The sequence below is a fragment of the Nostoc sp. TCL26-01 genome (assembly GCF_013393945.1).
In the GTDB taxonomy this organism is placed as follows: domain Bacteria; phylum Cyanobacteriota; class Cyanobacteriia; order Cyanobacteriales; family Nostocaceae; genus Trichormus.
The window spans coordinates 6740731-6765102 of record NZ_CP040297.1; the positions used below are offsets into that span (position 1 = coordinate 6740731).

General features: G+C 38.8%; 21 protein-coding genes and 2 pseudogenes. 17 read left to right on the forward strand and 6 right to left on the reverse strand.

Annotated elements, in window-relative coordinates:
- Nucleotides 1-36: 36 nt before the first annotated feature.
- Nucleotides 37-2727, forward strand: coding sequence for an AAA family ATPase (locus tag FD725_RS29125; protein WP_179051343.1), 2691 nt, complete (start codon nucleotides 37-39; stop codon nucleotides 2725-2727).
- A 96-nt stretch (nucleotides 2728-2823) separates the two neighbouring features.
- On the opposite strand, the pseudogene FD725_RS29130 reads toward FD725_RS29125, so the two are convergent.
- Nucleotides 2824-3924 (reverse strand): annotated as a pseudogene (locus tag FD725_RS29130) (nickel-dependent hydrogenase large subunit); the annotation flags it as partial.
- A gap of 116 nt (nucleotides 3925-4040) precedes the next feature.
- On the opposite strand from FD725_RS29130, the gene FD725_RS29135 reads away from it, so the two are divergent.
- The 6 genes from FD725_RS29135 (at nucleotide 4041) to FD725_RS29160 (ending at nucleotide 9424) form a co-directional block, all read left to right on the forward strand.
- Nucleotides 4041-5525, forward strand: a complete 1485-nt coding sequence (locus tag FD725_RS29135; protein WP_179051344.1) for a site-specific integrase — start codon at nucleotides 4041-4043, stop codon at nucleotides 5523-5525.
- 219 nt (nucleotides 5526-5744) lie between these two features.
- Nucleotides 5745-6878 carry an AAA family ATPase gene (locus tag FD725_RS29140; protein ID WP_179051345.1) on the forward strand — a complete coding sequence of 378 codons (1134 nt, stop codon included), beginning with the start codon at nucleotides 5745-5747 and terminating at the stop codon, nucleotides 6876-6878.
- Between the two features lie 2 nt (nucleotides 6879-6880).
- Nucleotides 6881-7585, forward strand: coding sequence for a hypothetical protein (locus FD725_RS29145; protein WP_179051346.1), 705 nt, complete (start codon nucleotides 6881-6883; stop codon nucleotides 7583-7585).
- A 283-nt stretch (nucleotides 7586-7868) separates the two neighbouring features.
- Nucleotides 7869-8108: a hypothetical protein gene (locus tag FD725_RS29150; protein WP_179051347.1), complete on the forward strand. Its 240-nt coding sequence runs from the start codon at nucleotides 7869-7871 to the stop codon at nucleotides 8106-8108.
- Entirely contained in the window at nucleotides 8108-8521 is a 414-nt protein-coding gene (locus FD725_RS29155; protein WP_179051348.1) for a putative toxin-antitoxin system toxin component, PIN family, read from the forward strand. Before FD725_RS29150 ends, FD725_RS29155 begins: the two co-directional genes overlap by 1 nt.
- Before the next feature lie 303 nt (nucleotides 8522-8824).
- The gene (locus tag FD725_RS29160) at nucleotides 8825-9424 is read left to right on the forward strand and encodes a hypothetical protein (protein WP_179051349.1); all 600 of its coding nucleotides are present in this window, start codon (nucleotides 8825-8827) and stop codon (nucleotides 9422-9424) included.
- A 283-nt stretch (nucleotides 9425-9707) separates the two neighbouring features.
- On the opposite strand, the gene FD725_RS29165 is transcribed toward FD725_RS29160, so the two are convergent.
- The 4 genes and pseudogenes from FD725_RS29165 to FD725_RS29180 all read right to left on the reverse strand — a co-directional run bounded on the left by FD725_RS29165 (nucleotide 9708) and on the right by FD725_RS29180 (nucleotide 13778).
- Nucleotides 9708-11264 carry an ATP-binding protein gene (locus FD725_RS29165; RefSeq protein ID WP_179051350.1) on the reverse strand — a complete coding sequence of 519 codons (1557 nt, stop codon included), beginning with the start codon at nucleotides 11262-11264 and terminating at the stop codon, nucleotides 9708-9710.
- Between the two features lie 236 nt (nucleotides 11265-11500).
- Nucleotides 11501-12010: pseudogene (locus FD725_RS29170) on the reverse strand (nickel-dependent hydrogenase large subunit); the annotation flags it as partial.
- Between the two features lie 85 nt (nucleotides 12011-12095).
- A complete protein-coding gene (locus tag FD725_RS29175; RefSeq protein ID WP_179051351.1) occupies nucleotides 12096-12668 on the reverse strand; it encodes a hypothetical protein in 573 nt (190 codons plus the stop codon).
- Nucleotides 12669-12815: 147 nt separating this feature from the next.
- Complete coding sequence (locus FD725_RS29180) at nucleotides 12816-13778, reverse strand: hydrogenase small subunit (protein WP_179051352.1); 963 nt, start codon at nucleotides 13776-13778, stop codon at nucleotides 12816-12818.
- A gap of 668 nt (nucleotides 13779-14446) precedes the next feature.
- Here FD725_RS29180 and FD725_RS29185 point away from each other — a divergent pair.
- Nucleotides 14447-14662: a CopG family transcriptional regulator gene (locus FD725_RS29185; protein WP_179051353.1), complete on the forward strand. Its 216-nt coding sequence runs from the start codon at nucleotides 14447-14449 to the stop codon at nucleotides 14660-14662.
- Here the strand turns inward: FD725_RS29185 and FD725_RS32790 are convergent.
- Nucleotides 14626-14820, reverse strand: a complete 195-nt coding sequence (locus tag FD725_RS32790; RefSeq protein ID WP_256871813.1) for a ribbon-helix-helix protein, CopG family — start codon at nucleotides 14818-14820, stop codon at nucleotides 14626-14628. The genes FD725_RS29185 and FD725_RS32790 overlap by 37 nt on opposite strands.
- A 916-nt stretch (nucleotides 14821-15736) precedes the next feature.
- Here FD725_RS32790 and FD725_RS29190 point away from each other — a divergent pair.
- From FD725_RS29190 to FD725_RS29230, 9 genes are all read left to right on the forward strand, one after another.
- On the forward strand, nucleotides 15737-16720 hold the full coding sequence (locus tag FD725_RS29190) for a hypothetical protein (protein WP_179051354.1): 984 nt from the start codon (nucleotides 15737-15739) through the stop codon (nucleotides 16718-16720).
- 130 nt (nucleotides 16721-16850) lie between these two features.
- The gene (locus tag FD725_RS29195; protein ID WP_179051355.1) at nucleotides 16851-17117 is read left to right on the forward strand and encodes a hypothetical protein; all 267 of its coding nucleotides are present in this window, start codon (nucleotides 16851-16853) and stop codon (nucleotides 17115-17117) included.
- Nucleotides 17118-17125: 8 nt separating this feature from the next.
- The gene (locus tag FD725_RS29200; RefSeq protein WP_179051356.1) at nucleotides 17126-17350 is read left to right on the forward strand and encodes a hypothetical protein; all 225 of its coding nucleotides are present in this window, start codon (nucleotides 17126-17128) and stop codon (nucleotides 17348-17350) included.
- 192 nt (nucleotides 17351-17542) lie between these two features.
- Complete coding sequence (locus FD725_RS29205; protein WP_179051357.1) at nucleotides 17543-18382, forward strand: NifU family protein; 840 nt, start codon at nucleotides 17543-17545, stop codon at nucleotides 18380-18382.
- A 483-nt stretch (nucleotides 18383-18865) separates the two neighbouring features.
- Nucleotides 18866-19987, forward strand: coding sequence for a hypothetical protein (locus FD725_RS29210; protein ID WP_179051752.1), 1122 nt, complete (start codon nucleotides 18866-18868; stop codon nucleotides 19985-19987).
- Complete coding sequence (hypF, locus tag FD725_RS29215) at nucleotides 19977-22460, forward strand: carbamoyltransferase HypF (RefSeq protein ID WP_179051358.1); 2484 nt, start codon at nucleotides 19977-19979, stop codon at nucleotides 22458-22460. The genes FD725_RS29210 and hypF overlap by 11 nt, the downstream gene beginning before the upstream one ends.
- 63 nt (nucleotides 22461-22523) lie before the next feature.
- Nucleotides 22524-22787, forward strand: coding sequence for a HypC/HybG/HupF family hydrogenase formation chaperone (locus FD725_RS29220; RefSeq protein WP_179051359.1), 264 nt, complete (start codon nucleotides 22524-22526; stop codon nucleotides 22785-22787).
- A 57-nt stretch (nucleotides 22788-22844) separates the two neighbouring features.
- Nucleotides 22845-23996 (forward strand): hydrogenase formation protein HypD, encoded by a 1152-nt coding sequence (gene hypD, locus FD725_RS29225; protein WP_179051360.1) that lies wholly within the window; start codon nucleotides 22845-22847, stop codon nucleotides 23994-23996.
- Nucleotides 23997-24042: 46 nt separating this feature from the next.
- Nucleotides 24043-24258, forward strand: coding sequence for a 4-oxalocrotonate tautomerase family protein (locus FD725_RS29230; protein WP_179051361.1), 216 nt, complete (start codon nucleotides 24043-24045; stop codon nucleotides 24256-24258).
- The last annotated feature ends 114 nt before the right edge of the window (nucleotides 24259-24372 follow it).

The following is a 24372-nucleotide window of genomic DNA, read 5'->3' on the forward strand; positions in this document are numbered from 1 at the left end:
CGTAAAAGTTACAAGTTTACTATTAGTTTTTACTCTATGTATCTCAAAACAGTTTTTATTCGCTTCTATAAGTCATTTAACGACGATTTCCTCAGAAAAAATAATAATAGAGTAAAGCATAAACCTTGGGAAGAGATAGGCAATGCTTTTTACCCGTATATTGAAGTTCCTATCGATCCAAAAATTACAACAATTGTTGGTGCAAATGAATCTGGCAAATCTCACTTACTAAGTGCTATCGAAAAGGCTATATCTGGAAATAATATTGAACGGAGTGATTTTTGTCGTTATTCTCATCTTTTTACGGTTAAGCAGAATGAATTAAAATATCCTGATTTTGGTACGGAATGGTCTGGTCTATCTAAGTCTGAAGAAGTAAGCTTAAGAAAAATCATAGAAATTCCTGAGAATATTATTTTTGATCGATTTTTAGTATTCCGAAAAAATATTCATAATTTAATTGTATATCTGCCTGAAAAAGGAGACTACAGACCATATAGGATTGGGGATGAACAAGCTAGCAAGTTGCAAAGTTTACTTCCTGAGATACTCAGAATTGAGTCTGATGTTGCACTTCCGTCCAGTGTTCCTATTAAAAAATTAGTCCACTTAGATCAAGAGAAATATCTCGATAGCCGAAAATTTGAACTTTTAGATCGGGAACAAAGAAGCAGAATTGTGGATGCGCTCGATGAATTGAGTGATAACCCAGAACTGGTTACTAAAGTTCGTCTTTTGTGGGGTGAAAATAAGGATGTTGTTGATCCCGATGCAATTAAGACAATGAAATTAATTATTTCAGCATTGGATGAAGCAGTCTTTAGTTCTAAAGAAAAAGAGAGGAGAGAGAAAGAGTTCAATTTAGCTTATAAATTGATTTGCAAAATTGCTCAAGTTGATACCAATGCTTTACTTGATTTAGCTGGAGCAATTAAAAAGGGAATGCAGGGTTATGCAAATGGAATCATTGAGAAAATTAACCGACAATTATCTATTAATTTAAACTTTCCTAACTATTGGGTTCAAGACAAAAACTTCTGTTTAAAAGTCATGGCAAGAGACTATGACTTAGTTTTTACAATAACTGATAGAACAGGAACTGAATATTCATTTGAAGAAAGAAGCCAAGGATTACGATACTTTCTAAGTTATTACATTCAGTATCGATCTCATGAACCTCATCCAAATAAAACCGAAATTCTTTTAATGGATGAACCAGATGCTTATTTATCTAGTCAAGCACAGCAAGATTTACTTAAAGTATTCGACCTGTTTGCAAGTCCAGCACCAGGTTCACATTTAACCCATCCTATTCAAGTAGTCTATGTAACTCACTCTCCCTTTTTAATTGATAAGAATCATGCTGAACGCATTCGAGTCTTGCGAAAGGGAAATGAGGATGAAGGAACGAGAGTAGTGAAGGATGCTGCTAAAAATCATTATGAACCTCTGAGATCTTCGATTGGTGCTTATGTTGGTGAAACAGCTTTCATTGGCAATTGTAATTTAATGGTTGAGGGTATTTCCGACCAAATTATCATTGCAGGAGCTACCATATATCTTCGCGGAAATGATATCCCTAACTTAGAAACTTTAGATTTAAATCAAATCACTATTGTTCAATCAGGTTCAGCATCGCATATTCCCTATTTAGTCTATCTTGCTCGTGGACGAGATATAGAACAGCCAGCAGTAATTGTCTTACTCGACAGTGATAAAAGTGGTAACGAAGCTAAGAAGCAATTATTAGGTAAAGGTGGTCAACATAGAAGACCTGTGCTTAAAGAGCAATTTATACTTCAGCTTACTGATCTAAAAGAAGAATTCTCTTTAGGGACTGATGCTGCAACAGTAAAAATTGAAATAGAAGATATTATTCCGTTGTCTATATGTATACAAGCAACTAAGTTTTACTTGCAAGAATTTCTTCAACTAGATGAAACAGAATTTTCCTTTTTGACAGAAGATTTAGTTTTAAGTAAAACTACTAACCAAACTATCCTTGACGCTATACAAGCAAGTCTTTTAGAGTTTCCTGACAAAGATTTACAAATTAATAAGGTTGGCTTTGCTCGAAATGTTATTCGAGTGGTAAATGAGTGGTCACAAAGACAAGATTTAGATAGGCATCAATCTGATGCAATTCAAATTTTTGAAAAAAATTTTAGGATTTTGTTTAAGAAGTTGAATAGTATGCAGCGTCATGCCCAGCAGAGGTTAACGGACGAAAGACTCTCTCAAAAGATTGAGCGTTTAAAGAAAGACTTTATTGCACTTCATCCTATTTCTGCAAAGCGTGAAGATGGGGTTATCCTTCTTGATGAGATTGAGGTGATTTTAGATAGCAACATAGACAATAGTGCAATTAAAGAAATTGAAGCGATTAAGAACGCAATTCAAAACTTACGTCGTGATTATAAGCTTGAAATTGACATGAGTAAAACTATTGATGACTACTCTGGATTTCAGAAGGGCTTAGAAATAATTAAGTATGCAGGGCTTTTAGCTAGTCAAGAGGAGGCTCCCGATGAGATTCAAGTGGAGAAGTCAGCTATATTAATATCAGAAGAAACTTCTGATAAATTACAGGTAGATGAGTTGATTGTAGATGAGCAACTACAAGTCATTAATCAGGAAGTACCTACTACTAGTTTTGAGGGAGAGATTACTAAAGTAGCTGATAACTTTGCTAATTCTAATCAGAAAAGAAAGTCCCGACGAAGCTGAATACTAAGCGACAAACTACTAGATTCCTATACTCATCGCTCAAAATAAAATATCAGTTATCAGCTAACGACTGATAACTGATATTTTTTCACTAATTTAAGCAGTGCGAAAACGTGCCAACTCCTCGCCCGTTTTGGCATCATGGGCGTGGACTGTACACACAAGACAAGAATCAAACGATCGCGCCACGTGTCCCACTTCCACAGGATCAGCAGGATCAGCGATTGGTGTGCCAACCAAGGCTTCTTCAATGGGGCCGCGTATTCCTTCACCATCACGGGGGCCGATGTTCCACGTACCAGGGGCAATCACTTGATAGTTTTTAATCTTACCACCTTCTATTTCTACCCAATGACACAAAGAACCGCGTGCAGCTTCTGTTGCACCCCAACCCTTGCCGTCTTTTTCTTGGGGTTTGATATACCAAGGGTCGTTTAACTTGAACTCCCGTAAGCAGTGTTCAGCTTGGCGGTATAATTTCACCAGTTCGTGAACCCTGGCTAATTGACGGACGTGAATGTTAGCACCACCGAAGTGTTTGAACACATCCAGAATAAAACCGTCGTAGTGTTGCCAAGACTCGCCATGCTTACCACCAGCAACTAATTGTCTAGCTAAAGGGCCAGCCTCTAAGCGTCCGAAGTCTTTGTGCAGTACAGCACTTGCCCAAGAATAAGCATTATTAAAGTCTTTGGTATTTTTAGCTGTAGGTTTGGTGGTGCGATCGCTTGGGTGAATATTCTCTATCCCCTCATCGTACCAAGAATGGGTGGTATTCTCACGGGTAAAGGACTGATCCATCAAGGTGTGGGTGTCTGTAAAGCTGTCATACACACCACTTTTCATAATCATCGCCGCATTGCGTCCTTCAATAGTCGGATGCTGGTATTTATCCTCGTGGGCTAAATATCCCCAACTGACATACTTACCCACACCAGCACCATATCTATCTAAACCGATATCTAAACCCATGCGCCAGTAAAAACCCAAGTCTGACTCCCGGTGTTTGATGTCTTCATCTAACCAATCCATGAAGTCATCATAGGTTTGAATTTCTTCATAGCGTTCCAAAGAACAACCCAGCCACACAGGTTCTAACCAGTTGGTACGGAAGTATTCTAAAATTGCCCAGGCGCGAGTAATGTCGGTTAAAGTGGGGGCGCACATTACACCACCAGGAACCATATAACTGCTATGATGTCGGGTAATATGTTAAAAATGTTCCTGAGTAACTTATTAAATAAGGTTATTTTGCTCGGTAATAACATTTTATTTTCACCATTTCAGCTTATAAATAAGGGAATATTTAGGGAATGACCGGGCAAAATCAAAATCAGGGTAATTGCGATCGCCAAAACTTAATATCGGAGACATATCCCCCATCTACAGATGAGGATGCAAATGCAAACTCAAGGGACTGGTTTACCGATATGTTTGCAGACTTTGAGCCGCAGAACACCACAGACGGTAGCTACAGAGGAACAATGGCGAAAATTAAAGCAACAGAATTACACTATCAAGAAGTTTTTGAGCAGAAGTTAGTCGAAGCTAATACTAATTTAAAAAGGGATAGAATTAGAGTTACCATTAAACAAACTGGCAATTCTCTCCAATTACGCGCTACCCTACCGTTAAAACCAGGGGATAGTAGTGTAGGTAAGCAGAAAAAACAGTATGATTTGTCTCTAGGAATACCCGCAAATTTAGAGGGATTAAAAACTGCTATTGAGGAAAGTTACGAGTTGGGTAAATTAATCGCTCGTCATACTTTCCAGTGGAATGAGAAGTATTTAGGAATTAAATCTAGAGAAAAGCAAGAGATCAAAACTATTGGGGAATTATTAGATACATTTGCGGAAAAATATTATCAAACCCGTCAGAAAACCATCACCAGTGAAAATACTTTTGCTAACTATATATCTGTAATTAAAAGAAATTTTTCTTTAACAACTTCGGCAACAAAAAATAATTTTGAGGAAATTATTAATTCATCTCATGGAAATAAAAAAAATGAATTAATTGCGGTAACTTCTGTTTTTATTAAAACATTTAATTTAGGATTTACACTTGATGTGACACGGGATCATGTCACTCCTGCCCATCGAGAAATACCTGAGAATGATAAAATAATATCTTCTTTTGACCTATTTGAAAAATTCGCCCTCAATCGCAAAAATACAAATATTAGTGATGAAATAGACACTTGGGAAATGTGGCGTTGGGTATATGGAATGTTGGCAACCTTTGGGTTAAGACCAAGGGAACTATTTGTACAACCGGATATTAATTGGTGGATGTCTCCGCAAAATATAGACCATACTTGGAAAGTGAATAAAAATACCAAAACTGGATATCGAGAAGTTATTCCTTTTGTTCCTGAATGGATAGAATTATTTGATTTAAAAAATACCAAACCATTAAATATTTTAGAGAAAAAAACTGCAAAAATCGCATCTGTACAAAATATTAATTGGATGCGGAGAGATATATCCAGATGGTTTAAAAAAGTGGGAATTGAGTTTCAACCCTACGATTTGCGTCATGCTTGCGCGATTCGAGCGCATCTTCAGGGAGTACCGATTAAAGCCGCAGCAGACAATTTAGGTCATACTGTTGATGAACATACAAAAACTTATCAAAGATGGTTTGGGATTGAAAATAGGAAAAAAGCCTTTGGTGAGGTAATTAGTCAAAAGTCATTAATTGAGTTACAGAAAAATGAAATATTGGCGCTCAGGATGGAGAATGAAAAGTTGAGGTTGGAAGTTGAAAAGTTTAAATTATCGGAGAATGTATAAATAATCTGAGCTATCACTTTTTTTATATTATTGATGAATAATTGTCATAACTTCATCTTTTGTGAAAATAGTTAGGAAAACATATTTGTTCAAACATACTCACAAAGAAGAGAAAGTATCAATAATTTCTACAAACTTTTAAATTCTACTAAACAATCTGCTATAATTATCAACACGTGTAAAAATAAGTTTAAGTCAATTATCAAACATAGTAATAGTATGCAAATCAAAAAGTTAGAGTATTACGATGATGAATACAAATGGAAGCTGGCAGAGGTAGATTTTCTACCAAATATAAATCTTTTAGTTGGTGTATCTGGTGTAGGAAAAACAAGGATACTCAGAGCTATTTACTACCTCAAGGCTATAGCTAATGGCGCATCTTTAAGCGGAGTCAAATGGAATGTTTGTTTTATAGCCGATAATAATATTGAATATACTTGGAGTGGAGAATTTGAAACAAGAAGAAGCACTATCTCGATAAATGAAAGTTCGGAAGAAGATGAGCAAGTAAAACTCATAAATGAAAAATTAGTTTGTAATAATAATAAAGTTTTGATTGAGAGGAAAGACCCAGAAATTATTTTTAATGGAAACAAAACTCCTAAATTATCACCTTTTAAAAGCGTAGTTGAACTACTCAAACAAGAAGATCAAATAGCTCCTATAAAAGAATCATTAGATAAAATTATACTGGCTGATTCTGAGAATTTTGATAGAGTTTGGCGTTTGCCAGTGTCTATTTTTAAAAAATTTGAACAAGCTTCACTATCTACCTTGCAGGAAAGTGGTTTGCCAGTGCCAATAAAACTATCTATTCTTTACAGAACAATTCCTGAAGAATTTAACAAGATAAAAGAAACTTTTATCTCCGTTTTTCCCAATGTCTCAGACATAAAAATCGAGATTATCAAGAATAATGATCTTCCTATTGCACTATCTGATTTGCTAAAGGACGCTACCACCGTTAGCATTAAAGAAAAAGGGGTAGAAAATTGGATTGAGAATATTTCTTCAGGAATGTTGAAAACATTGATGTATATCAGTGAGTTATATTTAGCTCCTGAAGACTGCATCATCCTAATCGATGAGTTTGAAAATAGTTTAGGTGTTAATTGCTTGGACAGTGTTACCGAACTTGTACTCAATAATAAGAAGATACAATTTATTATTACTAGCCATCACCCTTACATAATAAACAATGTTAGTCCTGCCTACTGGAAAATCGTGACTAGAAAAGCTGGCTTGGTAAGTGTCAAAAATGCAGAAGATTTTCATATATCCAAGTCTAGACAAAAAGCTTTTATTGATTTGATCAATGTTCTAGAGGACGAAGGAGATATAGAAGAGTAGTGATGAATATTTACTTTTTGGTTGAGGGGAATAGCACAGAGAAAAAGATATATCCCAAATGGCTTGAATATCTCATTCCTAATCTAATTAGGGTTCAGTATCACGATGAAGTTCAAAATAACAACTATTACCTCATCAGTGGAGGAGGATATCCTAACATTTTATATGACGGTCTTGAAAATGCTGTTGATAAAATTTTAGAGACTCCAAAATACGATTATCTCGTTATATGTGTTGATGCTGACGAGGAATCAGTAGAGGAAAGAAGACAAAATATAAGTCAGTTGATTAAAAATAAAGAAATTCACTTAGGAAAGACTAAAGTTGAAATTATTTTGCAAAATCGCTGTATAGAGACTTGGTTGCTAGGAAACAAGAGGATTTTTAACTCTAAACAACCACTAGAGTTGCCATTGTCGAGCTACGTAAATTACTATGATGTCTCTCAGAAAAACCCTGAAGAGATGGGAAATTATAAAATGAGAAATCATGCTGACTTCCATTATGAATACCTAAGAGAAGTTTTTAGAGCAAAAAATACAACATATAGTAAGAAGAATCCGAACGATGCAAAAGAAAAATACTATTTTGAGGAACTGCAAAAAAGAGTAAAAGATCAGTCTGAAGACCTTAAAACTTTTCAGTTTTTTCTAGAGTTCTGTGAGAAAATCAGAAATATTATGATTCAAAATACTGAGGAGCAGTAGTGCGATAGCGTTCGCGTAAGCGTCCGCTCTGCGGAAGCGCTGCTGCAAGCAGTTCGCCGATCTTATAGGGTGCTTTCCTCACTACAATTCCTAATTACTCCGCCGATAAATTCCTCTTAACGCACCAGAATTATAGAATTTAATCAAGCGATCGCAGTCTAGAGGTGTTAGATTTGCCCTTAAACATCTTTGAAAAAAGCGATCACTCAATTTCCAAACAAACAAATCAATACTTCTATACAATTTAAAGCAGAAGTAGTTCTATAATATGACAAAAGTAAAAATGCCTAACTTGACACTGACAAATGAACAAGTTATTGAGTTAGTCAAACAGCTACCCAATGAGCAACAGATTGAAGTGTTTAGATTTTTACTGCTACAACAGTGGGGGCAGTGGGAATCCCTGTCGCGCTATGGAGCAGATAGAGCCAGACTTGTTGCTCAAGAATGTGGTCAAAACTGGGATACAATGACTGAGGATGAGCGAGAAGCCTTTATTGACGAAGTGGTGCATGAGGATTAGTGCGATACACCGTTGTTTTTGATACTAATATTTTGATTTCTGCTTTGTTGTCCACAAACAGTAATCCGTTTCGGTGTTTAGCTCTGGCAAAGATCGGGCAGATTGAGTCTGTAACCTGTCACGAGATTCTGGACGAGTTTGCTGAGAAGTTAATCGTCAAATTCAGGTTTTCCCAGGAGATGGCACAAGCAGCAGTTGAAGAGGTACGTAACTTTTCTCGGTTGGTCGAGATATCTAAAAAATTGAAGACGGTGGATGCTGATCCAGATGATGATATGGTTGTTGAATGTGCTGTTATTGGTGACGCAACTCATATTGTTACTGGCGACAAACATCTTTTATCGCTAGGAAAGTATGAAGAAATTGCAATAGTCAAAACAACTAAGTTTGTTCTATTGTTATCCCAATCCTGACAGCACCAGCACCCAGGGCGATCGCGCATCTTATAGGGTGCGTTCCTCACGATAACTCCTAATTACTCTGCCGATAAATTTCTCTTAACGCACCAATATTGTGGACTTTAATCAAGCGATCGCAATCCTCTGTAGGTTGGGTGAAACGGAGTGAAACCTAACATTAAATCTCTTCATTTGCCGAGATTATCTGAATATTTATAAAAAGCAATTAATATATATATAGGAATCATATTACAGTTTCATTACCTTTGTGCGATCGCCTCTTCGCTAAGATACTACAAGATACAATTTCCGAAAACCATGCCCTACAACAAGTTCACATTACGCAAGGTAGTTGAAGATTTTTCGCTACAGATTGTAGAAAATGGTACATTTATCCCTGAATTAGCCGCGATCGCACCTAGCGAATTACTGCGGGAAACCTTGGCGGATAGCTTACCTTGGGCTGTGGCGGTTGGTAGCGAGAAGGCTCGGTCGGAAGCAATTATTACACCAGTTTTGTTGGAAGTGCGACGACTGTTAAATCGGCAAATAAGTGTATTCTCCGGCGAAGACTTTACCGTAGATGTGGATGCAGAATTGACCGGACGTTGTGATTTTTTAGTCAGTCGATCGCCCGAACAATTATTTATTAAATCCCCTGCGCTGATTATTGTCGAGGCAAAAAAAGAGGATACAAAATCGGGATTGGGGCAATGTGTAGCCGAAATGGTTGCAGCACAAAAGTTTAATGCCAGGGCAAATGAATCGATATCGGTGATTTATGGTTGCGTTACCAGTGGGACTGCTTGGCGGTTTTTGAAACTGGAAGAGCAAATTGTGACAATCGATTTAACAGATTATCCTTTGCCTCCCGTTGATCGCATTTTGAATATTTTGTTGTGGATGTTGCAGGGTTAGAGATGGGGCAATTCATCCACTTTAATTGCGATAAGTGAAGCTTTACGCCGTCATACATATCGCTAATATGGGGTTAGTGCGATCGCGATCGTAAAACCAGTATTACTAATCCGATTCCCCTCTCTTAACCCTGATGTACTAATGCTTTGCTAAATCTCCTCAATAGCTTTTGTAATGCACTCGAACTCAGTTATAAATATCAGCCGTCTAACTTCACCGTTAAACATCTTTGAGAAAAGCGATCGCTCGATTTCCAAACAAACAAATCAATCAGACAAAACACTCAAGCCCGAATCACAGTAATCCGACGCTGATTTTGTGTCAGCACAACCTGAGTTGACAAACGTTCTTCCATTGGCAGAGCATTTTTCCGCCTGTCAAACACAAATAACCAACCAAAATCTAACCCCAAGCGAGCTAAATAGGATTCTAACTGCTCAATCCCCTCAGTGAGGGGGTCACGCTTTTTCTCCCGCCATACCTTTAACTCAATACCTAAGATGACATCTTTGTAACGCAGACATAAATCCATTCTGTCACTACCAATGGCATATTCCCTCTCCAAGACACCACCACCATTGATCACACGATGCAAGAAAGCCATTAATACGATGTGAGGAGCAATTTCATGATACCCAGTGCTACCTAATAATGGTTCCCCGTGCTGTCGCCAAAACTTGAGAAATGCTGCCAGTAACGCATCTATATTTAATTCTCCTTCCGGGGTTAACCAAGTTGGTGCAATCACTGGTAGGGAAGCCATTGGTGTCACCGTTAACACCCTGGGTAAAACTTCCCGATAAATGGGATTAGCAATAGTTAATCCACCTTGGGGGTGCATTTTACACAAACCTAAATCAATCACAAATTGAATATCATCATTGGGTATATCCCCCAATTCCAAACCCGCTAACATCGGTTCAATAATTGCTTTTATCCTTGGTTCTCGTAAGCGTTCAGCTAAAGAATCAAGATGAGTATCTTGACGGGCAATTAATATTTCTTTTGCTTGTAAAATATGTTTTTTCGTAATAGCAATACTTCTATCTTTCACCATTTTTTCCACAACTTCTTTAGCCAGAGCATTCACTAACCAAGGTTGTCCTTGAGTTAAATCAAACGCTGTTGCTGTAGCTTCTGGTGTGAAAATTTGTCCTGTCTGTTGTGTATGTTGTTGATATAGTTCTGCAACTTCCTCGGCATGAAAATTTCTCAGGGTAATGGAAGTGACTTTAATATTAAAAGGACTAGATGTGTTTAATCTGTCACTACCACCGGATGCTACCTTATAATCTCGCACATCGCGTAAACCAATTAATCCTACGGACGAGGGAAAATTTTCTGGACGATTAGGAAAACCATCTCGTAACTGTCGTAAAACTGAAATTAATGTTTGGTCTTGTAAAGAATCAATTTCATCTATAAACAATACTATCGGATGATTTATAGCTCTTGACCAAGCTCTTAAAAAAGCCTTAATTCTATTTCCTGCTTCTTCTTGTTGCGATTGTTTAACAGGTGGTTGTAGTTCTGGGGGTAATCTATCCTCAATTGTGTCATACCAAGTTCCTAAAATTGCTAATTCTGCTGCACCTGGGTCATGATTAAAAGCACTTCCCACCTCTACCGATACCACTACTGCTGCATAAAGTCCTGTATCAGTAAGTTGCTGTGCTAGAGCTAACATTGCTGTTGTTTTCCCTGTTTGTCGTGGTGCATGAAGGACAAAATAACTCCGCTGTTGGATTAGCTCCTCCAAATCTGGTAATCGTGTTGTTGGAGATAGCATATAGTGGATATCGTCTTTACAAGGACCTGCAATATTGAACCAGCGAGGCATGGGATTTTGGCCGTTGGCGGACACTTTGAGTTTAGACGATTTTGGAGTTGGAGCGAGGCAATGTAGGGAAAAGTTAGGTAACGCCTGAGAAAAGCAAATAACTTTTAGTAGATAAAAATAAATGGATTTATGATATTGCTGGAGTGGGTTTATTGCCTAATTTAAGGAAAAATGAGGTAATTATTGCACCTATCCTGGCAAATCCTTACTATATAAGCACTTTACTAATTTATTTCCATATAACTGCTGTGCGGCCATTGTCCACCCAACAGCGCATAAATTTCTACGGGTTTGGCAGAAATGGTGATACCCAGTTCGTAAGATTTCCCTGTGAACGCAGCAAAGCGTCTGACGGCTTCATCATAATAGCGGCTACTACGGTACTTTTTATTAGTCAAGTCAATAGCAAACAATCCATAAAAGTAACGGGGAATACTTTGGATTGTTTCGACGAGTTGACCCAGGTTTCTCGCTAAAATGGCATTGCGGGGAACTTCTGCACCCCAGGCTGTATCTAGCGCCCAGGATGCACAAGTCAGATGAGAACCACCGCAGATCCCACAAATACGCGGTGTGACAATTAAGCCGGCTTGGGGATCTTTACCGCGTAAGATGATTTCAAATCCGCGAAACAGTTCGGCGTGTGTCCAGGCGTTAATTACCTGCCCATCTTCAATATCTACCCGCACATCCAAATCCCCCTCGACTCTACCAACGGGGGAAATATCTAATGTTTTAATTGTCATTCTCCTCTCCTGTTTTCATGATTTTTAGTAGTGGTGAAGTGCTAACAGTTGAGGCAGTTGCGGTGAATATTACTTCAGATGTCGTTTACTTTTGTTGCAAATGCTTGTATCCAAGTACACCCATTATATCGCCTGGATGGTTCGAGAAGATTGGTTCCGTACTCCATTGTTGTGATACTCTAATAACTTCTGGCATTCGTACCCATACGTCTCTAGCTTTCCAGTTGAGGAAACTTTCGGCTTCTGTAACTTCTCCAAAACTACGAAATAGATCGTCTCCATCGTACTTTGCAAATGATCTGAGCAGAACGCCATTTCGTGCGAGTATCCAATGAGTATAGTGGCAGTACTCTTCCCAACGGATACCGTAGCACGTCATATCTTCGTAAGCGGCAAAAGACTGCGCTTCACCAAACTTTTGGCTTAATTCAGTTACTACTTGCTGCATCGTATTCAGATATTCTTTATAACCTCCCCTTCGGTTCCACTGATGAATGATAATTATCCAATCATGTTGAGCAGAAAACACGAAAGTATTAGTTTTATCCTCGAAATCACCAAACCTTCCTTGATGAATATTCTCTAACTCTAAAGCATTGACAACCGCATTAACATCTGAGCTTTTGATTGTTATCCAGGCAAGCTCCGTCACATCCATCTATTATCTCCTTTGTGGCTTCACTATAGTACATTTAACTAATGCGTAGTTTGCTCACAAAATAACATACATGACTTAATCTTGCACTGAGATAAACAGTCTCAAAACACCGCCTCAACTGATCAACTAAAGCACTGTAATTAATGACTAAACAGTAAAAAAGTCTTCTTCCGCCCAAGCTGGTGCTGCATCTTTGGCGACCATTGTCAATATGGCGTAGTTTTTGGTTTTGACTCCTGGTGGTAATTCTTTGGGAACACCCATGACTGTTTGTGTCTTGAAGACAGTTCCGGGTTTGAGATCGAAGAAGGGAAATTCCGGTTCTGTACAACCTAAACATGGCATCCCGGCGCGGGTTTTGGAGGAAACGCGGTTCCAGAGGATGCGGTTGCAGGATGAATGTGTCATGGGGCCGCGACAACCCAAGTCATAAAATAGGCAGCCTTTGCGTTGACCAAATTCGGCGGTTGAGGCTTTGTAGGCGAAGTGGACGTTACGAGTGCAACCTGTTTGGGTGTAGGTGTTGAAGAAGGTTTGAGGACGGTGGAGTTCGTCGAGGGCAATGTCCGCGATACGTCCAGTAGCGATCGCCACTAATATCTGCGTAATCCAGTCAGGATGTGCCGGACATCCGGGAATATTAATCACTGGTAATCCTGACTTGGTGCGGAAATCTTTACCAAAAAATCCCCCTTCTTGGCGTTTGAGAAATTGCAAGCCTTCCGATTCACTGGGGTTGGGGGACATAGCCGGAATACCCCCCCAGGTGGCACAATCTCCCACAGCCACGATAAAACTAGCGGCTTTTGACAAGTCAGTTAACCAATCTTTCATTGGGCGATCGGCAAAACGGTTCCATTCGCCTGTACCATTGGGGGCATTAACGACGCTACCTTCAAAGACTAAAATATCCAGAGGTATTTTGCCTAAAATACAATCCCACAATAGATTTTGTAAATTATCGCCCAATTCTAATCCTAAAGAAGGATGCCAAAGCACCTTAATGCCAAAATCAGCAATTAAATCGCAGACTGTCGGTTCTTCGGCATTAAGAAAAGACATGGTGTTGCCAGAACAAGCACCACCTTGCAGCCAGAGTACGTTAGTCATTGGCTATGTGTGTATTTTTGATTTAGTGACGATGCAGGTGTTGACGCTTGTAGGGTTGCACCTGTTTTGTAAAAATCATGACTTACGCAGCTAACAGACCAACACGGACGAGGGTAGTCAATTGTCAATATTCAAAATCAAGGTGTGTGAATTTGAGACTATTGATAGGTGACAAAAAACCAGGAAAACCCTTGGGAATACGTCAGTTTTGCAAGGTTTACTTTTCATAATAGAGTATTTTTTACTCAATCAAATTTTATTAAATAAAAATTAATCTTTAAGCAAAATAAAATTTAAATCATGATGACTTTAAAGATGGGAGTCTTATACCAATTCAAAATTCAAAATTAAGAATCCGGACAGGACAAGGTTTTGGGGATGTGTATCTGTCGTATTCTTTATTTAAATTCGTCTTAGCTGTAGCCTAGCATGAACTAGTATTGAGTGACGAAAAGCACTAATTTTATTCTCTAACCCTTAGCTTCTAGCTCTTGCTCCTATCTTAAACTATTGAGATAACTGCATAAATTCTGATCTTATATGCGATAAGTTAACAAGGCCGGAGATAGAAACAATCTATTTCAGACTTTGTTGGTGTTTGGCAATACCCGATAGAGGGTTTGTAGAATTTTAAGTTGATGGCAAATATTTAACTAGGTTGGTGCGATATGAATCAAGATTTTCCGATCAGGCAAATCAAACTTGAGTTGGAACCAAATGAAGCTAAAATCCTGGAAGATTATTGTAATCAGACGGGTTTAACACAAATTGATGTGATTAAACAGTTGATTCACCAGTTGCCTTATGATCCAAATTACTCTTCAGGGGATTTAGGGGTAGACCAGTTTTATGGTGTCCAGCTTTCCTCCCTATTATCTTCGTGAACCGTTAGTTGAAAATTATTTGTCTCTAGAGAACGAATTAATTCCCGAATGACATCCGTGGCCGGCCTTCCCGTTTTTTGACAGTACTGTTCAAGTTTTTCTAACTCGTTAGATGCCAGATTTAACGTTATTCGCTTCACAGCCCATTTTTTGTTCATGACTTACACAAAATTACTATCGATAAAATGTATTAATTACATTCAACTGCCAGTAACTTAATTCCGTAAATTAGGAAATCTACATGGCATTTAATCTATACTCATATATTTTGGGTAAATGTCAATATCTTTGGATAACTAAGCATAAATAAAGACAAACCACCAGGGGAATTATGCTGCTAATTTTCTCTCATATTATACAAATTTTTTATGAATTTATGAGAACAATCATGAGTATTCCTAAAAGTTAGTTATCAATCAGTGGTAATTAATAATTCTGTCCATTCCCCACTGATAAATCTAATGAGTTAGAACTTACGCACTCAACCAATAAACCATAAATGAGGGTGGTCAATAGTCCATGGTGAGATCGTGCGTTCCTGAGCCACCCCCGTGGGCGGGTTTCCCGCGCCACTTGCTACAACGGGGGAAAAATACGCAACGCACTGGCTTGACTTGAGGGAGTGGCGTATCGCCTTGCGTCGGAAAGCAACTATCGTTAGCGACGTTCGCGTAGCGTCTCTCCTTGGGAGAAGGAGCGTCACCCGAAGGGTCAATGGTCAAAATTAAGTTTTTTGGACTATTGACTATTGACCATTGACAAAAAGTGCGGAAAATCAGTGACACTGCGTAAGTCCTGTGAGTATTGAAAGCAGATACTCATATTGGCAATTACCCCATAGATTTTAGAATCAGGGTGTTTTATATTAAAAAGTTGATTGATTCGAGCAGCTGGATAATGATCAATTACTGGCTAATTTTCCAGTCCCGATCTTCGAGTACATAGGGGAATTCCGCTTCAATATCTTAAAGCCTGCGTAAATTGGTATAGCCCGGAAATTAGAGGCGAGAATCTCTTCAATCTCTGATGGGCGTTGAAAAACTTAATTTCCCTAACAGTTAGGGTATGGTAATTATGACACCCAGCATGACAGATTCGGCAGTTAAGGCAGCGATCGCCGCCATTGCATCGGAGTCAGCCACGACAGCAGAAAAAATCCAGATGCTGATTGAGATGGCACAAGGTTTTCAAAAGAAGCCGAAAACCTCCCAGGACTTAAGGAATGCAGTTTCTTTATACTACCGGGCATATGAATTGTCTGGGGATGAGTATCTGTTGTTCAAAGCCCGCGCCCAAATTGGTATGGCTGGGGCATTACAGATGATTCCCGATGGGGGGACTGACTTACTTTTGCAAGCCAAGGCAGGTTATGAGGAGGCGTTGCCGATTTTGCAAAAACTCGCCTCACCCCTAGAAGTGGCAGAAGCACAGATGAATTTTGGACTAGTGTTGCAATCATTAGTACCGTTGCATCTGGCACGGGTCAACGATAGTATCCAAGCTTATCACGAAGCTTTGCAAGGGTTTACTTGGGAAGATTACCCACAAGAGTACGCGATTTTATATAACAATATTGCGATCGCTTACCTATCTCTACCCATGACTTCAGAACAGGAATATTTACGTCAGGGGTTAGCAGTACAATCATTTGCCACTGCGCTTAAGCATATTAATTTGATTGATCATCCCAGAGAATATGCTATGTTGCAAAACAACTTGGGTAACGCTTTGCAGTATTTAGTCAGTTCTCATCCTGTGGAGAATAATTTACAAGCGATCGCTGCTTATAACGAATCCTTGAAAGTGCGTAATTCCCAAGATACACCCTTAGAGTACGCCAACACAATTTCTAATAAAGCCAACGCCTTATTCAATCTACCAGACGACCCAGAAAAACCAGAATCGGGAAACTATAATCATCTCTTACAAGCACAGGCTTACTATCAAGAAGCTTGGGAAATTTTCACACAACATCAACAATTTGACCAAGCAAATGTAGTCTCTCAAGCCTTGAAAGATGTAGAAAAAGAGATAGAAATTCACCCAAATAATTGCTAAAAAACACATCTAATTACAATGCTGAAAATTGGGGATAAAACTATATCAATAAAAATCGATAATAGCTTTTTCCTCTCTACTCAACACTCACCACCACTTAATTTCCAATTACTAAAAAGGAGAACAAAAAATGAGTGAGATTTTCAATAATTCTCATCTGAATGATTTTCTCAACAACATGGTCAATGGTGACTTAACTTTAGTTACAGAAATATTGTGGTTAGTGATAGCCACAATTATCTCCATGCTTGGTGGTGCTATTGGCGGCATGATATTAGCAGGAAAAGATATTGGTTATTCTTTATCAGCAACACTAGGAGCATTATTTGCCCCTACTGCGGCAATTATCGCCATAGTTTTAGGATTTTTCACCTTAACTTTCTTGAATAATTATTAGGATTGAAGATGTTGGAATTAGGTTGGTTTTCTGCTAAGTTATTTTTTCAAGGTAAGCTAATACGTAATCCTGGATATTTTATTCGACAAACTACCATTGGTATCAGTGTCGGTTTGTTAGTACTAGTATTACTTGCCCAAGTCGAAATCCCCCTCTGTTTACCCATAACTTTATCCAGCTTTACCACAGGTATGATTATGCCTTTTCTCTTGAAAGATTTCAAAACCAAGTAATTGAAGGGAGTGCTGAGTGAGGGAGTAGTGAGTGCTGAGTGAGGGAGTAGTGAGTGCTGAGTGCTGTTAGCGGAAGCGGGGCGTTCAGCCCGTGCTGAGTAAGGGAGTGAGGGAGAAGAAGAAATGCTAATGACTAATGACTATTGACTAATGACTATTGACTATTGACTATTGACCAATGACTAACAACTAATGACAAACCTTGAAGAATACATTCGAGAAATAGACAGATTTGAAGCTATTGTATCTGAGTGGGACGAAAGCCAAAGGTGTGTGGTTGTTGGACTAAAAACAGCAATTGAGGCTTTGCATAAAGCTGCGTTGACTAATTTAATTAAAAGTGTCAAACAAGAGTCAATCTCAGCTTTGCGTCAAGCTGTTGATGATGAAATTGTGTATGCAGTTTTGCTATATCACGATTTAGTCAAACCACCACAACCACCAATTTTACAACGGATTCAAACTGCCCTTGATGAAGTGCGTCCAGGTTTAAAAAGCCACAATGGAGATGTAGAATTCGTTGCTTACAAACCACCGGATATAGTAGAAGTGAGATTAATCGGCACTTGTAGTAGTTGTCCAGCTTCTACCTTGACTTTATCTCACGGGGTAGAACAAGCAATCAAAAAATACTGTCCAGAAATTACTACAGTCAATGCAGTTAATGATCACTCTAGTGCTGAAACAGTTAACACTAGTTTTACTAGTCCATTTTTTAGCCCAAAAGCTACTGTTTGGGTAAAAGTAGCAACTGTTGAACAAATACCCAATTCTGATATTTTGACAGTCAATATTGCTAGACACTCACTAATTTTGTCACGTGATGGGGGAAATATTACCTGTTACAAAAATACTTGTTCACACCTAGCAACACCTTTAGATATTGGTCAAGTAAAAAATGGGATAATTACTTGTCCTGCACACGAATTTCAGTATAGTTTAGCAACTGGGGAATGTTTGACTGTACCAGGTATGTCTCTTCAGTCCTATCCAGTCAAAGTTAGAGACAACCAAGTGTTTGTGCAGTTGTAAAACTGATGAAAAATTAATTCAAAATTGCAACTGTCGATACACGATGATGCACGTTGATGCTTTTAAATGATGTCAGCGTGCATTTATGTCTTTCTGCCATGTCTAGCGTAACTTACAAGTATTATCCTGCATTTCTCACAAAACAGTAGGGGCGGGTTCACAAATATGCTTCAATCATTCACGAATATCTCGTTAACCCGCCCCTACAGCCTCTGGACTTCGGTTTGATAAATTTCGTGAGAAATCCGGATTAAGGTTTCGTTCTTTAACTCAACATTAATATCCATATTGAGTTTATGAGATCCATGTTGGGTTGCGCTGCGCTAACCCGAATTCTTATCGTAGAGTGGGTAGTGTTCACAATACCCTTATTAACAAAATACATAATTTTAGTGAATAAATATTTTTATTGTAATTAAATTTGTGTCAGACATAAAAGCGGTAAATTCTCAAAACTTATCTCTATTAACTCCAGAAGCAGAAGTGGTTTTAGGTAATAAAATCACTTCCCAAGAATTAGTTATTCCCGTAGCGCCAAGTCCGATAACAATGTTTGGCCCTCGTGCTGCTTGCTTGGTATCCGAAACAGGTTCCTTATGGGTATCAGATACAGGGCATCATCGATTATTAGGATGGCGCAATTTACCTACACAAGATCATCAACCGGCTGATTGGGTAATTGGACAACCAGACTTTTATCATGAGGGGCAAAATGCAAAAGGTACACCAAAAAGTAATACTGTAAGTGTACCCACAGGGATTTGTGTTTGTGGAGAAGGTTTGGCAATTGCTGATGCTTGGAATCATCGAGTTTTAATTTGGCACAAGTTACCAGAAGATAGTCATGTTCCCGCAGATTTAGTCTTAGGACAAGCTAATTTCACTGATAATGAACACAACCGGGGTAAGCAATTACCTGATGCAAATACAATGCACTGGCCTTATGGAGTTTTCTATCATCAAGGACAGCTATTTGTGGCTGACACAGGTAATCGACGCTTACTAATTTGGCAGCAATTACCTATAGAAAATGGGCAACCTGCTGATTTAGTTTTAGGACAGCCAGATATGATATCTCGTAATGAGAATGGTGGCAATTCTCCTACGGCGGCGAGTATGCGATGGTGTCACGATATTGCTGTTTGGAATGGTAATTTAGTTGTCACCGATGCGGGTAATCATCGAGTTATGATTTGGCAGGGTATACCAACAGCAAATAATACTCCTTGTGAAGTTGTCTTGGGGCAAAACAGCTTTGATGCGGTGGAAATGAATCAGGGTGTTTATATTCCTAGTGCTAGTAGCTTGAGTATGCCTTATGGGGTAGGAGTTACTGATGATTGGTTGGTGGTGGCAGATACTGCTAATTCACGGTTGCTAGGATGGAGAAAGCTGACATCAATATTATCATTACAAGGTGTAGCGGCAGATATATTGATAGGACAAAGTAGTTGCCAATCTAAGAGTGAAAATCGTAATTTTGGCTTACCAACAAGAGATAGTTTGAATTGGTGTTACGGGGTAAAAATTTGTGGACAGACGGTAGTAATTTCTGATTCTGGTAATAACAGAATTTTGTTGTGGAAATTCAATTATGGTAACTGAAGAAATCAGAGTTTGTGGTACTGTGCAAGGGGTAGGATTTCGCCCTACTGTATATCGTCTGGCTAAAGCTTGCGGCTTGCGGGGTGATGTTTGTAATGATGGACAAGGAGTGTTAATTCGCGTATCTGGTAGTGAAGCGGCTTTAACAGAATTTGTCCTTAAGTTACAGCAAGAATGTCCACCACTAGCCAGAATTAATCAACTTATAAGAACACGCTATGAAGGTGAATTAAACTGTGATAGTTTTGTGATTTCTCCTAGTGTGAGTAGTAAAGTCCAGACAGAAATTGCCCCTGATGCTGCTACTTGTCCTCAATGTCAGCAAGAGATATTTGACCCTTTTAGTCGATTTTATCGTTATCCTTTCACCAACTGTACTCACTGTGGCCCCCGTTTAAGTATTATTCGCGCTATTCCTTACGACAGATGCAATACCAGTATGTCTGCGTTTGTCATGTGTCCTCAATGCGAGAGAGAATACCACGATATCGAAAATCGCCGCTTTCATGCCCAACCTACAGCTTGTCACATTTGCGGCCCCCAGGCTTGGTTAGAACGTGCTGATGGTAAGCCTGTTGATGCTTCCATGTTTTCTATGATGGATGATGTGGATGCTGTTTGTACCTTGTTGCAGAAAGGCGAGATAGTCGCCATTAAGGGCATAGGTGGTATTCATCTTGCTTGTGATGCCACACAAGAGACGGCTGTGCAAAAATTACGCCAGCGTAAGCAAAGATATCATAAACCCTTCGCTTTAATGGCAAGGGACATAAAAGTTATTGAAGAATATTGCATAGTTACTAATAAAGAAAAAGAGTTATTAGCCAGTTCCGCAGCGCCTATTGTGTTGTTGGAGAAAAGGGGACAAATCAATTCAAAATTCAAAATTCGTCTTGGAAAGTTAGGCGGGACGGAAACCGACACCGCCTACTTTCCGCAAAATTCAAAATGGAAGAATGAAAGAATGGGACAAAGAGATAATTTTTTCTCCCCATTTCCTCCTCTCCCCATTTCCTCATCCGTCGCACCAGGGCAAAATACTCTTGGCTTTATGCTACCTTATACGCCTTTGCATCATTTAATTTTGCGACGGATGAATCGTCCGATTGTTTTAACTAGTGGTAATCTGGCTGATGAACCCCAATGTATTGATAATGATGATGCTAGAGCAAAGTTAGGTAAAATAGCTGATTATTTGCTTTTGCATAATCGGGAGATTGTGAACCGAATAGATGATTCAGTTGTACGGGTTGTCGATAATAAATTACAAGTCATTCGTCGTGCTAGAGGTTATGCACCAACACCGATTAATTTACCACCAGGATTTGATCATGTTCCGCAGATTTTAGCAATGGGTGGTGAGTTAAAAAATACCTTTTGCTTATTACGTGATGGTGAAGCAATTCTGTCTCAACATTTGGGTGATTTAGCAAATGCTGAAGCATTTAATGCTTATCAAGAGACACTGAATTTATACTTAAATCTATTTAACCATCAACCAGAAGCGATCGCTATCGATTTCCACCCTGAATATCTATCTAGTAAACTTGGTCAAGAACTCGCCATAGCTAATCAAATCCCGCTTATTTCTACTCAACATCATCACGCCCATATTGCTGCTTGTATGGCAGAAAATGGCATACCTTTAGACTCATCACCAGTTTTAGGTATAGCTTTTGATGGTTTGGGTTATGGTACAGATGGTACACTCTGGGGGGGAGAGTTTCTGTTAGCTGATTACCGCAAGTTTCAGCGTCTTGCTACATTTAAGCCAGTCCCGATGATTGGTGGGACACAAGCAATTTATCAACCTTGGCGCAATACCTATGCTCACTTATTGAATGCGAATATTTGGGATGATTGTCAACAGCAATACAGTAACTTAGAAATTTTCAGATTTTTGAATAAAAAGCCAATAAATTTACTCAATCAGCTTGTAGAAAAAGGTATTAATACTCCTCTTGCATCTTCAGTTGGACGACTCTTTGACGCTGTAGCAGCAGCTATGGGGATTTGTCGGGAAGAATGTAGCTATGAAGGACAAGCAGCGATCGCCTTAGAAGCGATCGTTGATCTTCACACATTAAATAATCATGAAGAAATGGGAATATATCCCTTTAATTTTGTCTTTTCCGATAATATTTACTATATAGAGTCAAAACCAATGTGGCAATTATTGCTAGATGACTTACAGCAGCAAACTCCTCAATCAGTTATTGCTGCCAAGTTTCACAAGAGTTTAGCAAGTGCTATTGTCGAAATGGTCAAACATCTTTGTCAAAATAACTTAATTAATCAAGTTGTGCTGACAGGAGGCGTGTTTCAAAATCGCATTTTATCGCAGTTAGTTAATCAAGGCTTGCAAGACTTAAAAATAAATGTCTTAACTCACAGCTTAGTCCCCACAAATGATGGTGGTTTATCCTTGGGACAAGCAGTAATTACTGCCGCAAAATTAATGAATAATAGTTAAATCTTCATCCCCTTCGTGTCTCTGTGCCTCTGTGGTTCACATCTCTACACTAGGTAAATAAAAATGTGTTTAGGCATCCCCGGAAAAATTACTGAAATCACAGACATTAACCACAAATTAGCCATTGTTGATGTGGGTGGTGTGAAACGTCAAGTGAATATTGCCTGCATTGTCAACGAACAACATCCACCAGAAGCTTGTATTGGAGATTGGGTATTAGTTCATGTCGGTTTCGCCATGAATAGAATCAACGAACAACAAGCAAAAGAAACCTTAAAACTACTACAAGAACTAGCAACCATCCAAGCCGAAATTAGTAATGCGTAAATTCACATCACCCATAAAAATTATTTTTTAAAAACTCCTTACAGCAATTCTCAACATATGAAATACGTCGATGAGTTCCGAGAACCAGAAAAAGCTGAAGCCTTACGCGGTGAAATAGCCAACCTCAGCCAGCAACTAGAGAAGCCTATCAAAATCATGGAAGTATGTGGTGGACATACTCACGCAATTTTTAAATACGGTATTGAAGAAATATTACCAGCCAATATTGAACTGATTCATGGCCCTGGTTGTCCAGTGTGTATCATGCCCAGGGGGAGATTAGACGATGCGATCGCTATCTCTCAAAACCCCAATGTTATTTTAGCAACCTTTGGCGACACTATGCGCGTTCCTGGTTCTAAAACTAGCCTACTCCAAGCTAGAGCTACAGGTGCAGATATTCGCATGGTTTATTCTCCCCTCGATAGCTTACAAATTGCCAAAAATCATCCCGATAAACAAATAGTTTTCTTTGCTTTAGGTTTTGAAACTACAGCCCCCAGTACTGCTTTGACTATCCTCCAAGCTGCGGCAGAAAATATCAATAACTTTAGTATGTTTTGTAATCACGTTCTCGTGATTCCCGCACTCCAAGCACTATTAGATAACCCTGATTTACAACTAGATGGATTTGTTGGGCCTGGTCATGTCAGTATGGTGATAGGTACTGATCCTTATGAATTTATTGCCCAACAATATCATAAGCCAATTGTAGTTTCTGGCTTCGAGCCTTTAGATATTCTCCAATCAATTTGGATGCTATTACAGCAACTCGTAGAACATCGCTGTGAAGTAGAAAATCAATATAATAGACTAGTAGAAAAAACTGGTAATCAAGTAGCAATAGCAGCCATCAATCAAGTTTTTGCAGTCAGGGAAAGTTTTGAGTGGCGTGGCTTAAATGAAATCCCTAACTCAGGCTTAAAAATTCGTCCTGAATACGCCCAATTTGACGCTGAAAACAAATTTACCATCCCTAACTTAAAAGTAGCAGACCACAAAGCCTGTCAGTGCGGTGAAATTCTCAAAGGAGTCCTAAAACCTTGGCAGTGTAAAGTTTTTGGTACAGCTTGCACACCAGAAACACCAATTGGTACTTGCATGGTGTCTTCCGAAGGAGCTTGTGCAGCTTATTATAAATATGGCAGATTCTCGACGACTTTACCCAATAAAATAGTCGAGCAATCTAAAGTGACTATCTCTTCATAGCCTCAGAGATAAACTCCACATCAAAACATTTGTGAGGTAAATTTGTATGCCATTTGTCACAGTTAAAATTGCCAGAGGACACTCCATCGAGAAAAAACGGCAATTAGTAGAAGCCATTACTAATGCCCTCGTTACAGCTTTAGATACCAAACCAGAATGGATTACTATTCATATTGATGAATTTGAGCGAGAAAATTGGGCTGTAAATGGAATATTACACTGTGATAGACATCGGAGAAGACATGATGAAACAGGTAGATAAAACTAATTGATGTCTTTCTCTTTGTGTCTTTGTAGTGAAAAATAATTTTATTAACTACGAAGACACAAAGACACAGAGAAATTTTTCACCAGAATTAATTACGAATTATTAAAA